This is a genomic window from Spirosoma flavus (genome assembly GCF_054778555.1).
Genome location: NZ_BAAGZL010000005.1, coordinates 186,602 through 200,119 on the forward strand (window position 1 = coordinate 186,602; position 13,518 = coordinate 200,119).

General features: G+C 48.4%; 12 protein-coding genes. 7 read left to right on the forward strand and 5 right to left on the reverse strand.

All coding sequences use genetic code 11. From position 1 onward, the window contains the following. Positions 1-48: 48 nt before the first annotated feature. Positions 49-975, reverse strand: coding sequence for a TIM barrel protein (locus tag ACYVF1_RS24545; protein ID WP_461083888.1), 927 nt, complete (start codon positions 973-975; stop codon positions 49-51). Between the two features lie 170 nt (positions 976-1,145). Between ACYVF1_RS24545 and ACYVF1_RS24550 the strand changes: the two genes are divergently transcribed. From ACYVF1_RS24550 to ACYVF1_RS24565, 4 genes are all read left to right on the forward strand, one after another. Further along, positions 1,146-2,093: a threonine ammonia-lyase gene (locus ACYVF1_RS24550; protein WP_461083890.1), complete on the forward strand. Its 948-nt coding sequence runs from the start codon at positions 1,146-1,148 to the stop codon at positions 2,091-2,093. Between the two features lie 3 nt (positions 2,094-2,096). Beyond that, the gene (locus ACYVF1_RS24555) at positions 2,097-2,522 is read left to right on the forward strand and encodes a GNAT family N-acetyltransferase (RefSeq protein WP_461083892.1); all 426 of its coding nucleotides are present in this window, start codon (positions 2,097-2,099) and stop codon (positions 2,520-2,522) included. 276 nt (positions 2,523-2,798) lie between these two features. Then, the gene (locus ACYVF1_RS24560; protein ID WP_461083894.1) at positions 2,799-4,070 is read left to right on the forward strand and encodes a DUF4249 domain-containing protein; all 1,272 of its coding nucleotides are present in this window, start codon (positions 2,799-2,801) and stop codon (positions 4,068-4,070) included. 324 nt (positions 4,071-4,394) lie between these two features. Next, the gene (locus ACYVF1_RS24565; protein ID WP_461083896.1) at positions 4,395-5,714 is read left to right on the forward strand and encodes a PQQ-dependent sugar dehydrogenase; all 1,320 of its coding nucleotides are present in this window, start codon (positions 4,395-4,397) and stop codon (positions 5,712-5,714) included. A gap of 113 nt (positions 5,715-5,827) precedes the next feature. Here the strand turns inward: ACYVF1_RS24565 and ACYVF1_RS24570 are convergent, their stop codons facing one another. Both ACYVF1_RS24570 and ACYVF1_RS24575 read right to left on the reverse strand, forming a co-directional pair. Then, on the reverse strand, positions 5,828-7,537 hold the full coding sequence (locus ACYVF1_RS24570) for a hypothetical protein (protein ID WP_461083898.1): 1,710 nt from the start codon (positions 7,535-7,537) through the stop codon (positions 5,828-5,830). Beyond that, complete coding sequence (locus tag ACYVF1_RS24575; protein ID WP_461083900.1) at positions 7,527-8,135, reverse strand: RNA polymerase sigma factor; 609 nt, start codon at positions 8,133-8,135, stop codon at positions 7,527-7,529. The genes ACYVF1_RS24570 and ACYVF1_RS24575 overlap by 11 nt, the downstream gene beginning before the upstream one ends. A gap of 175 nt (positions 8,136-8,310) precedes the next feature. On the opposite strand from ACYVF1_RS24575, the gene ACYVF1_RS24580 reads away from it, so the two are divergent. Next, positions 8,311-9,027 carry an SGNH/GDSL hydrolase family protein gene (locus ACYVF1_RS24580; RefSeq protein ID WP_461083902.1) on the forward strand — a complete coding sequence of 239 codons (717 nt, stop codon included), beginning with the start codon at positions 8,311-8,313 and terminating at the stop codon, positions 9,025-9,027. 71 nt (positions 9,028-9,098) lie between these two features. Here ACYVF1_RS24580 and ACYVF1_RS24585 read toward each other — a convergent pair whose 3' ends face one another. Both ACYVF1_RS24585 and mutS read right to left on the reverse strand, forming a co-directional pair. Further along, positions 9,099-9,602 (reverse strand): Rad52/Rad22 family DNA repair protein, encoded by a 504-nt coding sequence (locus ACYVF1_RS24585; protein ID WP_461083904.1) that lies wholly within the window; start codon positions 9,600-9,602, stop codon positions 9,099-9,101. Between the two features lie 25 nt (positions 9,603-9,627). Beyond that, positions 9,628-12,288 carry a DNA mismatch repair protein MutS gene (gene mutS / locus ACYVF1_RS24590; protein ID WP_461083906.1) on the reverse strand — a complete coding sequence of 887 codons (2,661 nt, stop codon included), beginning with the start codon at positions 12,286-12,288 and terminating at the stop codon, positions 9,628-9,630. Positions 12,289-12,398: 110 nt separating this feature from the next. On the opposite strand from mutS, the gene ACYVF1_RS24595 reads away from it, so the two are divergent. Continuing rightward, positions 12,399-12,950, forward strand: a complete 552-nt coding sequence (locus tag ACYVF1_RS24595) for a PH domain-containing protein (RefSeq protein ID WP_461083908.1) — start codon at positions 12,399-12,401, stop codon at positions 12,948-12,950. Then, complete coding sequence (locus ACYVF1_RS24600) at positions 12,943-13,467, forward strand: RNA methyltransferase (RefSeq protein WP_461083910.1); 525 nt, start codon at positions 12,943-12,945, stop codon at positions 13,465-13,467. Before ACYVF1_RS24595 ends, ACYVF1_RS24600 begins: the two co-directional genes overlap by 8 nt. Positions 13,468-13,518 lie beyond the last annotated feature (51 nt).

The following is a 13,518-nucleotide window of genomic DNA, read 5'->3' on the forward strand; positions in this document are numbered from 1 at the left end:
CCCCCCGAGTTCGGAGAAAGGGATAGCTACGTTAAAGCGCTGATACGTTTATACTGCCGTACCGATTCGTTCCAGCAAGGCTTTTGTTTTTTTGATACCTTCGTATTCGTCCAATTTATTGCCTTCGTATTCAATACCGGCAATGCCTTTGAACTTGCTGTCTTTCACGATCTTAAGAATTTTCGAGTAGTCAGTTTCAACGCAGTTTCCACTATCGTCGAAATCGTAGGTTTTGGCCGAAACGCCTTTAGCAAACGGCATCAGTTCCTGTGTACCCTTGTAGCGGTCGTATTGCTCTTCGCAGCCATTGGAGCCCCGTTTGATACAGAAATTACCGAAATCTGGCAACGTACCAACGTTCTTCATGTTTACCTGCTTCATGACCCCCGACAACCATTGACCGTTTGAAGAATACCCGCCGTGATTTTCAACGATTATATTGATGTTCATCGGTTTAGCAAATTCACCCAGCTTGCTTAAGCTTTCAGCAGCGGCTTTAGCTACTTCTTCGGCCGTTCCCTGACCGGCCGCATTTACCCGGATGGTTTTGCAGCCCAGATACTTCGCGCACTCAACCCATTTGTGGTGATTTTCAACGGCTTTCATGCGTTCGGCGGCATCTGCAGCGCCCAGGCTTCCTTCACCATCGATCATGATGAGGTGGTTCGTGATGCCATTATCTTTGCAACGTGTCAGCAGATCGTTCAGATAGGTTTTGTCCTGCGCTTTATCTTTAAAAAACTGGTTCACAAATTCGATGATGCTGATATCGAACTCTTTACGAGCGATGCCGGGGAAATCCAGATTCGTGATTTTTTTAGCGAACAGCGCTTTATGCAACGACCATTCGGCCAGCGAAATATCGAACCACATTTTTTTTGGTGACTCAGCCAGGGCAAACGTACTGGGAACTAGAGCCATACCGGCCAGCGAGCCAGCAGCTTGTTTCAAAAACGAACGACGGTTGGTTGTCATGAGATTGGTTTACGGTTTATCGATCGGGTATTACGATCTCGGCAAAACATAATCCGTAAATCGTAAATCCATCGCAAGTTACTCATTCCCTACAACGACACTACAGAATATTTCGTAGGAACACCCGCTATTTTCTTTGTAATTTGCCCACAGTCCTTTTGTCAGTCAGTATGATTACCTACGATACTATTCTTCAGGCGCACGACCGCGTTCGACCTTACATACACCGCACACCCGTACTTACCAATCAGACCCTCAACGAACGTAGCGGTGCCGAACTGTTTTTCAAATGTGAGAATCTCCAGAAAATTGGCGCGTTCAAAGCGCGTGGGGGATTGAATGCCGTGCTGCAGGTTGCCCAGAATAACGAGGGATCGTCAATTACAACGCATTCGTCGGGAAACCATGCGCAGGCGGTTGCTTTTGCGGCCCGACAGGTCGGAATGCCAGCGCATATAGTTATGCCCCGAACCGCGCCACAGGTGAAAAAAGACGCCGTGCGTGGCTACGGAGCCAACGTCATTGAATGCGAACCAACGCTCGAAGCGCGCGAAGCTGGCGTTCAGGACGTAATTGCGAAAACCGGCGCGGTGCTGGTGCACCCGTTCGACGACGACCGGGTAATTGCCGGACAGGCTACTGCCGCCATTGAGTTGATGGAAGATGCTGGAACAGACCGCCCGTTCGACGTAATAATGGCTCCGGTTGGCGGTGGCGGGTTGCTCAGTGGTACATCGCTGGCCGTTCACTACGTATCGCCTACGACGCGCGTCATTGCTGGAGAACCTGAAGGAGCTGCAGACGCCATTCTATCTTTTCGTAGTGGAAACGTAGAGAAGGCGCCGTACATCAACACCGTTGCCGATGGCCTGATGACGACGCTCAGCGAACGGACGCTACGTATCATCCGGGAGAACGTAGCGGATATTTTAACCGTTTCGGACGCGGAAATTATTGCGGCCATGAAACTGGTTTGGGAGCGGATGAAGATCGTGATTGAGCCTTCGTCGGCGGTTCCGCTGGCGGCTGTCTTGAAGCATATAGATCAGTTTGCGGGTCAGAAAGTTGGGATTATTGTAACGGGTGGGAATGTGGATTTAAGTAAACTCCCGTTCTAATTCATGATTGACATCCGACCTATTTTGTTTGAAGAGACGTATCAATTGCGCCATGAGGTACTGTGGCCCGATAAGCCATTTGATTACGTAAAAGTGGAAAATGACGACGAAGGGCATCATTTTGGCGCTTTTCAGGATGATGAACTGGTGGCCGTGATTTCACTTTTTGTCGAAGAAAATAGCGATAAGACAATGAAAACAGCCCGTTTTCGAAAGTTTGCAGCCCGCCCGGATCGGCAACGGCAAGGCATTGGTACGTTGTTGTTAAACCACGTAATTGCCGAAGCCCACCGACTCGGTGCTACTACGCTCTGGTGCGATGCCCGACTCGACGCTGCCGATTTCTACCGGCGTTTTGGCATGGAAGCCGTCAGCGACGTATTCTACAAAGGACCAATACCTTACGCCAAATTTTCACGTGCCTTGTAATGTGTAGTGCGGATGGAAACCCGTAGTAATGTGCAATGCTTAGTTGGTGTTTAGGGCCAGAATAGGGTGGGTTGGATTGCCAGTAAAGATTAGCAAAGAAGTAAGGAGCCGGGCAGTAGATTCTATTTTTATTGAGCGTTTTTTGCGTTCGCTCAAGTATGAGCATTTTGTAATGCAACAATTGCGCGTAGTTGCTTCACTCTACGTAGCGAAAAGCTGGTAGATTACCTCTAATCATTACTTTCCCTAGCCTAGTCCTGCGTTAATTCTTTACTTATGCGTTCCACTACGTTGCTGGTACTTGTTAGCTGCTTAATCGGTCTACTTCTGCTCGCCTGCGTGGATCCTGAAGATCTGGTTGTACGGGGCACAGTAGATGTCATCGTGGTCGAAGGTACGCTGACCAACCTAGCCGAACGCCAAATTATTAAACTGAATCGCTCGCGGGCTGATCCCCAGACTGGCCGCTTTGGCGTATTGGCTATTACAAAAGCTAACGTGAAGGTCGTAATCGATTCGGCGCAGATTATTTCAGCAACCGAAACGGCCGATGGCGCCTATGAACTGCCCAGTGGTTTTCGGGGGCAGGTTGGTCATGCCTATCAACTTCGAATTACGCTCAGCGACGGAAGACAGTATGCTTCTACTCAGCAGATTATGCCAGCTGTGCCACCAATTGATAATTTTTTGGTTCGGTTTAATGCCACCGCCTTTCGACCCGGTCAATATCCCAATGGCTTTCGGGCGGGTTATGACTGCTTCGTGAATACAAAAGATCCCGTTGGCGAGCGAAACTATTACCGTTGGGACTGGAAGCTCTGGGAAACGCAACATTGGTGTCGGAGTTGTTACCAGGGTATCTACGTTGATTCAGTGCAGCAGGATTATATCCAGAACGGTGTTTACGTATCGGTTCGGAAAGCCGTTGAAGATTGTGTGGATTTACCCAGAGACTTCGGGCAAACCAATCTCGATCTCTGGTATGAGTACACTTGCCGGACGCCCTGCTGGGATGTTATTCAAAATTATAGTCTTACTCTATTTGACGATCAGCTAACCAATGGTGGCGCTATCAATAGTCGTCCAATCGCTCAGGTGCCGTTTCTGACTCGTCAACCCGCCTTGCTTGAAGTACGGCAGGCGGCATTAACAGCATCGGCTTATCGTTTTTATGAGCTTTTACGGCGGCAAACGGAAAATACAGGTGGTTTGGCTGATACGCCACCAACGGCCATTGTTGGGAACGTAACAAATCAAGCTGATAAGCGAGAAGCGGTAGTCGGCTTTTTTACCGCTAGTTCGATCGCCACGGTACGTCGATTTATGGACAAAAAAGATGCTACCGTACTTTCATTAGGGGCTTATGATGAGCAGGGTGATGTTATTCAATCTGTCGATGAGCTATTTTATGTTCAGAATTTCCGCATACCAAATCAGGGCCCCGAAGGAGACCCCTTTAAAGCCGGCGGGCCAAAACGATTCATAACGGCCCCTTGCATTCCTAGTGAAAGTCGATCTCCCATTAAACCTGAGGGCTGGCCTAACTAAATCAGGGGCCTGTCTAAACGTTTACTCGAAAGCGGTTTGTATCATGCTTCACCTCCGGCTACGTCGGCCTGTAAAAACGCATTTGCTACGTTTTCAAGAGTTTAAAAACAGCTTCCGGGCTATTTTTTAACGGAAACAAACCCGTTCATACGGGATGCCGCTTCAAAGAACGTAACGAGTTTCACTATGACAATCGAGGAAACTGAACTGTTGGCGAAAAAAGATAAGCCGTAACCAAACAGTTGCTCAATGAGTTGATTGTTCAGACGTTTTGGTGTCGGCTGGCTGAGCTGATACGTAGAACCTGAACAATCAAACTCAACGATGAAAACGACCTCATTTTTGTGCACAGCTACTGCACTGACAGTAGCGTGTTTCTCCTGTAATCAGGAGAAAAAACAGGATAATCAATCGGCAGATACTGTAGCAACTGCCGTGCAAACCGTGGACCTTCCGGCTCCATATGCTACGAAATCGGCTAAAAATTTCAGCAATGTTATCGGCTGGCCTGAAGGCAAAACTCCCCAGGCTCCGGCTGGTTTTGTCGTGACCGAATTTGCGCGCGATTTGAAAAATCCACGCTGGATTTACGTAGCGCCCAACGGCGATATTTTGGTATCGGAGGCTAACACCGAACGAAAGGGTATTAAAAACCAGGTTGTTAACTCTGTAACAGGGCGTAGTAAATCGGAGAATGAAGGAACCAGCGCCAACCGGATTACTCTCCTTCGCGATGCCGACAAAGACGGAAAACCTGAAGTTCGTGAAACCTTCCTGACGGGGCTCAATCAGCCATTTGGCATGCTGGTACTGGGTAATACGTTCTATGCCGCCAACACCGATGGACTGATGCGGTACGACTATAAACCCGGTCAAACGAAAATTACTGCACCCGGAAAGAAGATTCTGGAACTACCCGCTGGCGGTTACAACAACCACTGGACCCGCAATTTGCTGGCCGGACCAGATGGAAAGAAAATATACGTATCGGTAGGTTCGGGAAGTAACGTAGCAGAACACGGAATTGAAAATGAGCTCCGACGGGCAAATATTCTGGAAATCAATCCCGACGGTACTGGCGAACGCGTGTTTGCCAGTGGCTTGCGAAATCCCGTTGGCATGGGTTGGCAGCCAACCACAAAAACACTTTTTACGGCTGTAAATGAGCGCGATGAGTTAGGCGACGACCTTGTACCCGATTACCTCACGAGTGTGAAAGAAGGTGCTTTCTATGGCTGGCCATATGCCTACTTCGGCCAGCATGAAGACCCACGCCGGAAAGGTGAACGCCCTGATTTAGTGAAAAAAGCGGTTGTCCCCGACGTACCACTGGGTTCTCACACGGCTTCTCTCGGGCTGGCCTTCTACGACAAAATGGCGTTTCCGGAGAAATATCATAATGGCGCTTTTATTGGACAACACGGCTCCTGGAATCGGTCGCAATTGTCGGGTTATAAAGTTGTTTTCGTGCCATTCCAGAATGGAAAACCTGGTACACCCGAAGATTTTTTAACGGGCTTCGTGGCCGGGAAAGATAAGGACGTTTATGGCCGTCCAGTCGGAATAGCCGTATTGCCTGATGGCTCCATGCTAGTTGCTGACGATACGTCCAATCGCATCTGGCGCGTTGTTGCTAGTAAATAATATCCGGTTGAATTTGCATTTTCGTACTATAGATTAGTGTCTATCAGACGCCAAAACGGCCCGAACGTAACGTTACGTTCGGGCCGTTTTGGCGTCTGATAGACATTTTTTTGTTAGAACTGATACAATAATCGCGCCCGCAGTCCGATCGTAGTGGTCGATTGCCAGTTTGGACCAGGTGCTGTATAAAAACAGGTTGGAACGGTGAGAACCGGTGCCGCTTGTATCACCAAATGTTTGTTTTGCCACTCTAAACCGGGGCTAAATACTACCGAATTAAGCAGATCAACCGGACGGTCGGCTCTAAAATTAGCTTCCGAAAAACCTCCTCTTGGGTATTTCCGATAATAGTACGTTACATGCTCCTTGTTGCTGAGTGCCAGGTATGTTCCCAGCGTCGTCACCATTGTCAGCGACTGACTGATTGGTAAACGGTATCCCACACTAAGCGGCATCTGAACGCGTACCAATCGGGAATCGATATTGATAACATCGCCTTTCAGGTCAACTGTAGGAGCAAGGCCAAAACCAAACTCCCGACGGAAATCCCGCTTCGTCCGCATGTCGAACTCGTCGGCCGTGATGAACATACCGTTCATGTACGTAGCCTGATTAAGGCCGACACCAAGCATGAAATGGCGACCAAATAGGACTTCGGTAAATACGCCAGCACTCCAGAGCCGTGCATCAAACTCGCCACCTGCGCCAGCCCGGAACCGAATACCAAGGCGCTCAACAGGCTGGCTCGCAGGAGCCTGATTGACAACCGTTGTTCGAGCTGGGCGCATCTTACGGGCCCGTTGCGCAAGGAGCGCATTCCAGTTGGCAGACGCTATGGATAACGAATGACTTGGAACAAATGCGTACTCAACAACGCCCGTGCCAGTTTCCGTTGTTACATTGTTTTCAGGTTGTGGAGTCGCGTTTGCTATACCAGCAACTGAATTATCCGAAACGGTTGTATTGCCCGAATTGCCGGCATTTGCATTACCGGCACTCGTAGGTTGATTCGCTACGTAGTCAGAGGTTGGCGAAGTTGTTTGGCGGGAATTGTTGCCATTAACCGACTGTCCGGATAACCCTCTATTTTCTTTATTACCTACAATACGATCATTCCCAGATGAATTCGGCGTCGACCGAATAGCCGGATTGCCCGACGTTGTGCCACTGCTTTTTTCAACGGAAGAGGGAGTAGAGGAAACGTCATACGAATCAGTCTTGGTTGGTAGATTATTGGCTACATTGGATGTTTCCGTTTGTACTCTTTCGCGGTTTTGGGCCGGATACCGTTGCGTAATTGTTGTATTGGGTTGATTGTCAGCTCGCAAGTCATCTACAGCCTCAGGTCGGCCACGAGACGGAACGGCTACGTATCGGGTAATATAAACCGTATCGCGCTGCCTTGTCGGCAACGTAGCGTTTTGGGACGTAACGTTTTGACGGGCAGGCTGATCGGCTTTAGTTGTGCTCGTTAAATCGCTGCTACGTTTCGATTGAGACGTAGCGTCGGCGGGAGGCAATGCTGACGTAACGGTACGTTGTTTCGAGAGTTCGCTCACAGTTTGCTGCAACGTATTGATTTCGCGACGTTGCCACACCGTAAGCGTTACCAGCGCCACCGTACCAACGGCTGCTGCTGCCATTAGCCAGGGCTGCCCCGACCAGACACCACTGAAGGGATGTCCAGTACCCGGCGTACCTGACTGAGGCATAGGCGCCTGCTGAAGCGTAGCCTGCATGCGTGCCCAGTCTTTTTCGGTAAACTCCGGCCGAATACTTTCCAGTTTTCGCCGGATAATATCGGTAAATCGGTCAGTTTTCATGATAAGGTGAAGTGGCCGATGGGCCAACTTTTTCGAAAGATGGATATGCTTGTTTGATGAGTAGCTGTAGTTTCTGGCGGGCTCGGGCGTAGTTGGAACGTACCGTTGCCTCATTGTGGCTTAAAATTCCTGCAATCTCGTGGAGGCTGTAGCCATCGACTACGTGCATCATAAACACGGTTCGATACGTCGGACTGAGCTGTTGCACTAACGCCAGAATTTCTTCGGCAGCAATCCGGTCTACTACGTCGTCATCGAAAGCAACCTGCTCACCGTTTTCCAGCGAACTATGCTGTTCGAACCGTTGATTTTTGCGGTAATGACTAATGGCCGTATTAACCAGAATAGTACGTAGCCATGCTTTGAAGGGGAGTGTCTCATCGTAACTATCTAAATGCTGAAACGCCTTTAAAAACCCTTCATTCAATACGTCTTCGGCTTCTTCAATATTCGACGTGTAGCGCAGGCAGATACTTTTTGCGTAGCCAAAAAATTGTTTGAACAGCGTTCGTTGCGCTCTTGGGTCGTTGACACGGCAAGCCCTGATGACACTAATAAGGTCATTCTCGGCGAACGATGGCGATTTCCGAAAAAACAAAGTTTGGATAGATTTATGTAAATGTTTCTGACTATAACTACACTACGCACTGCCAGCGTATAACGTTGCACGAATCAGATAGGTTGCTACTTTTTTTCACTATTCATGCCACATTCGGTCTCCCGACTACGTAAAGACAGGAAAGAGCTTATTCACCACCATGAATGCTTAACAGATGAACGTATTAGTAATTGGCGATGAGCATACGTACGGCTATGGATTGCCAAACGGCAAATTAAGCTATATAGGGCATTTTATTCGACAGATCAAACGGTCGGGGCAGGCAGTGTCTGTGGAAGCGTACGCGCATTCTACCATGAGGCAGGGGCTGTCGACACTGAAAAAAATGCCATTGGAACATTATGACCTGATTATTCTTCAACTTGATGCAGCGGTTATTCAGCCCATCAATCCGGTCAGAAAGCACAAAAATAATCTACCCTTACTACCTTATCTGACAGAGGGCGGACTTAAAAATGAGCGTAAATCATTCGCTGGCCGAATCAAATCTGTCGTAGGTTTGCTGCTGGCAACATTATTACCCATTCGCTCACGTACGTATTTTGGGGCTTTATTAAAGCAAATACGTCCTTATCGCCATAAAGTTCTGCTGCTGACTCCCTTTCCAAGTCGGCATCCGATGGAACAGTGGCTGAATCAACGTAGTGGCCAAATTATGCTAGCTCTCGCCGACAAACAGTTGGTTAGCGTTTTCGATACGGATTCGATTATCCGATCTGGCGACGAATATTTCCTGCCCGGCGATACAAAGCATCTCAGCGCTGTGAGCCATGAACTGCTGGGGCGGTCGCTGTTCGATTTTTATGAATCGGCCCCTACTATTGTTACCGTTCAGGCCGTCCGGCGGGGCGATAAATGGTTTGACGTGTAGTGTAAATGTATGATGTATAGGATATAGAGTAATCCACTAATCGGGGGCATATCTCATACATCATACATCTTCTAAACCGCCTTTACTGGGGGCTTGGCATGTTCGGGTTTTAGCACAACTACGTCGCGAACGGTACCTCCGCCGTTAATTTTTTCCACCATTTTGTCGAGTAATGGCGTTGCCCAATCGGGAATGTATTTATCCGTGGTTTGAATCAGCACTTTGGGGAAATCATAGAGCGACCGTCCAAGGCCAAACTGCACGGCAGCCCGTTTCATGGCATCGCTGATACCACCTTTGACAGGTTCTACGTTCGTACGGCTGGCTCCATCAGTTTTCCGGACAACCTCACCGCCAGATAGTACGACAGTGATGGTACACAAAAAACCGCCATCAATTTCCTTAATTTCGTTCTGCCAGCCAGCCCAGCCAAACTGTTCATCGAAACGCTGCATGACGCATCGGTTGGTGATGTAGGGCACCACAACAATTTTCTGACCGTCTTTGGTCTGGCTCTGCACGCGCCATTCAATTTCCTGTGCGGTAAGCGGAGCGTTTAATACGTTTAATTCCATTTAAGTTGTTGTTTACTGGTTTTGTTTACTCCACCAACTTCAGCAATTCATTTAGCTTTAACAAAGCTTCAATCGGTGTTAGTCTATTTACGTCGATAGTGCGAAGTTTCTCTTTGATAGCTTCAGATTTTGGGTCGCCCGATTCGATGATACGTAGCGCCAGCTCACGTTCTTGTGGCACGGCTTCACGGATTCGTTCTTTGTTATTTTCGCGCCCGTGCGACGATTCCAGTTGTTTCAGAATCTCAGTGGCGCGATTCACAATTTGAGCGGGCATGCCAGCCATCTGCGCTACGTGTATACCGAAACTATGCTCCGATCCGCCTTCTTTCAGCTTCCGAAGAAAAATCACTTTGTTGCCCAGCTCTTTTACCGCTACGTTGAAATTCTTGATACGTGGGTTATCCGTAGCCAGGTCGTTCAGTTCGTGGTAGTGCGTAGCAAACAGCGTTTTAGGACGGCAATCCGTTTTGTTATGCAGGTATTCGGTTATGGCCCAGGCAATTGACACGCCGTCGTACGTACTTGTTCCTCGTCCAATTTCGTCCATCAGTACCAGACTACGTTCGCTGAGGTTGTTCAGAATGCTGGCCGTTTCGGTCATTTCGACCATGAACGTACTTTCGCCCCGCGACAGGTTATCGCTGGCCCCAACCCGTGTAAAAATTTTATCGACTATTCCGATTTCGGCCAACGTAGCAGGCACAAAACTACCCGATTGCGCCATCAGGACAATGAGGGCTGTCTGACGTAGCAACGCCGATTTACCCGCCATATTTGGGCCAGTGATAATGATAATCTGCTGGGTTTCGTCGTCCAGAAAAATATCATTAGGAATATAGGGTTCTCCCGGTGGTAGTTGTTGTTCAATAACCGGGTGCCGTCCATCCTTAATAGTTAAAGCTTTTCCTTCGTTAATCTGCGGACGAACGTATTTATTTTTGACAGCCACCCGCGCGAACGACGCCAGTACATCGAGGATCGACAGCACGCGGGCATTCTGCTGAATGGCGCCGACATATTCGCCAGCCGCCAGCACCATGTCGTTGAACATACGGGCCTCAATCTGAAAAATCTGCTCTTCTGCGTTCAGAATTTTGTCCTCGTACTCTTTCAGTTCAGGCGTAATGTAGCGTTCGGCGTTTACGAGCGTCTGCTTCCGAATCCAGTCGTCAGGCACCCGGCTTTTGTGGGCGTGCGTTACTTCCAGATAGTAGCCAAATACCTTGTTATAAGCTATTTTGAGCGAACCAATACCAGTACGTTCCACTTCGCGCTCCTGCAACTGAAGCAGGTAATCTTTCCCGGTATAAGCGATGGCCGTCAGTTCGTCCAGTTCGGGGTTGATGCCGGGTTTAATCATGCCCCCCTGGTTCGAAAGCGTTGGCGGATCTTCGCGTAATTCGGCTTCGATGCGGTCGAGCAGAAACGTAACGGGGTTCAGCTGATCAGCGTATTTCTTGAGCGAAGGTGATTCTTGTTGGCTTAACGCAGTTATCAGCAATTCTTTAATCGGCAATACGTGCTGTAGCGACCGCTTAAGCTGCAAAAGCTCACGGGGATTGATACGTCGAACCGCCACTTTCGACACTAGTCGCTCCAGATCGCCAATTTGCCGCAGATGATTCGCCAACGTATCCGCTAAGTCAATACGGTCCGTCGCACGGTCGCTGGCCAAAAGTTCTACCATATTCAGCCGTTCGTCGATCAACGCCTTTTCCTTAAGTGGAAGACTGAGCCACTTACGTAGCAAACGCGCGCCCATAGGCGTAACTGTCTGATCCAGAATCTGGATGAGCGGCACGCCACCTTCCTGCTGAGCCACCGTCAGTTCGAGGTTGCGGATCGTGAACCGGTCGAGCCAGACGTAGCGGTCTTCTTCGAGCCGGGTTACGCGCGTAATGTGCTGAAGCTCTTTGTGTTCGGTTTCATTGAGGTAATGCAGAATTACTCCGGCTGCAATAATACCATCTGGAAGCCCTTCAATACCAAACCCTTTCAGCGACGTAGTTTGAAAGTGCTGTTTCAGAAAATTATAGCCAAAATCGTAGGTGAACGCCCAGTCTTCTAACGTGTACGTGTGAAACTTATCCCCGAACAAAACGCCGAATTCAACTCTGTTACGTTTGCAGTACAGTACCTCCGACGGATTGAAGCTTTGCAACAACTTATCGACATAAGCCGAATTGCCCTGCGAAGCCAGAAATTCGCCCGTCGAAATATCCAGAAACGATATGCCGAACTGGTCTTCACCTTTACCGAAATGGACGGCGGCCAGGTAGTTGTTACGTCGGGTATCCAGTACGTTGTCGTTGAACGAAACCCCCGGAGTTACAAGCTCCGTTACACCCCGGCGCACAATGCCTTTGGCCAGCGCAGGGTCTTCCAACTGATCGCAGATGGCCACGCGCTCACCCGCCCGAACGAGTTTGGGTAAGTGTGTATCGAGGGAGTGGTGCGGAAAACCAGCCAGCTCTTCGTTCGAACCGCCGTTGTTACGTTTAGTAAGTGTAATCCCCAGAATCTTACTGGCTTTTACCGCATCTTCGCCGAACGTTTCATAAAAATCACCGACGCGAAAAAGCAGCAAAGCGCCGGGATATTTAGCTTTAATCTGATTATACTGGCGATTGAGTGGAGTTTCGTTTTTCTTCGACTGAGGCTTTGCTGCGGTGGCGGTTTTCACTGAATTTCGTTGGAATGTACTAAAACAAAAATAGCAAAATTTACCGAGAAATTGGCCATTTTTTGCCTTTATTGTTCGCTATTTGATCCTGGATAACATCTCCATCAATCATGACCCCATCTGAAAATACCTTCTCTATAAAAGTGCAGTTCAATCCTATCATTCGAACGTACTTGCTATTTTATGTAGCTTTTTTTATCCTGATCACGGTAGTCGGTATTGTACTGTTACCCATCTGGTTTTTAGGGGTGGGACAGTGGTGGAGTATTCACTACTTCCGCAGTCTAGAATGCGAATTGACCGACCGTTCGTTACGTTTCCAGAAAGGCATTCTGGTGCATGTCGAAAAAACGATTCCTCTCGAAAATATTCAGGATGTTACGTTTGTCGCGGGGCCGCTGTTGCGTTATTTCGATCTATGTATTCTTAAATTTGAAACGGCTGGACAAAGCCCAAGTCAGGCGCATAACATGGAACTGATAGGCATCATCGATGCCCAAAATTTTCGGAACCAGATTCTTGAACAACGCCAGAAGTTAATCGCTTCCCGAACGGGTCAAAAACCTGTCGAAACTGATCAAACGTTACTTGTCGAAGTGCGTGATACGTTGCACGACATTCGACAACTTCTTCGTGATAATTTAAAACAAAACAATGCGTAAACTCTCCCTCGACGAACTTAATCGCTTATCTGTTAACGACTTCAAAAACGCTCAAAAATTCCCGTATTGCCTCATTTTAGATGATATCCGAAGTCTGAACAACGTAGGATCGGTGTTTCGTACGGCGGATGCGTTTCGGGCGCAGAAACTCTATTTGTGTGGCATTACCGGGCAGCCTCCTCACCGTGATATTACAAAAACGGCTCTCGGCGCTACCGAGTCTGTTGATTGGGAATACGTGCCTGACGTAATGCAGTTAATCGGACAATTACAGGCCGATGGATGGGTTATTGCTGCCGTTGAACAGGCTGAGGGGAGCGTGATGCTGAATGATTTTACCCCTGAACAAAACAAACCGTATGCTTTTGTGTTGGGTAACGAAGTGACCGGTGTTCGGGATGAGCTTGTGCAACAGGCCAATCTGGTGCTTGAAGTGCCTCAATTTGGTACAAAACATTCGTTGAATATTGCCGTTACAACTGGCATTATTTGCTGGGATTTTCTTCAGAAAATGTAACGAAAACTTAACATTGCATTTTTGATTGTGCCAAAAAATTCGTATTTATTT

What these genes read in the sequence shown, in the direction of transcription:
- ACYVF1_RS24570 (WP_461083898.1), bottom strand. Translation starts at nt 7,537, where the DNA reads ATGAAAACTGACCGATTTACCGATATTATCCGGCGAAAACTGGAAAGT.
- ACYVF1_RS24545 (WP_461083888.1), bottom strand. Translation starts at nt 975, where the DNA reads ATGACAACCAACCGTCGTTCGTTTTTGAAACAAGCTGCTGGCTCGCTG.
- ACYVF1_RS24600 (WP_461083910.1), top strand. Translation starts at nt 12,943, where the DNA reads ATGCGTAAACTCTCCCTCGACGAACTTAATCGCTTATCTGTTAACGAC.
- ACYVF1_RS24560 (WP_461083894.1), top strand. Translation starts at nt 2,799, where the DNA reads ATGCGTTCCACTACGTTGCTGGTACTTGTTAGCTGCTTAATCGGTCTA.
- ACYVF1_RS24585 (WP_461083904.1), bottom strand. Translation starts at nt 9,602, where the DNA reads ATGGAATTAAACGTATTAAACGCTCCGCTTACCGCACAGGAAATTGAA.
- ACYVF1_RS24595 (WP_461083908.1), top strand. Translation starts at nt 12,399, where the DNA reads ATGACCCCATCTGAAAATACCTTCTCTATAAAAGTGCAGTTCAATCCT.
- ACYVF1_RS24550 (WP_461083890.1), top strand. Translation starts at nt 1,146, where the DNA reads ATGATTACCTACGATACTATTCTTCAGGCGCACGACCGCGTTCGACCT.
- ACYVF1_RS24565 (WP_461083896.1), top strand. Translation starts at nt 4,395, where the DNA reads ATGAAAACGACCTCATTTTTGTGCACAGCTACTGCACTGACAGTAGCG.
- ACYVF1_RS24555 (WP_461083892.1), top strand. Translation starts at nt 2,097, where the DNA reads ATGATTGACATCCGACCTATTTTGTTTGAAGAGACGTATCAATTGCGC.
- ACYVF1_RS24580 (WP_461083902.1), top strand. Translation starts at nt 8,311, where the DNA reads ATGAACGTATTAGTAATTGGCGATGAGCATACGTACGGCTATGGATTG.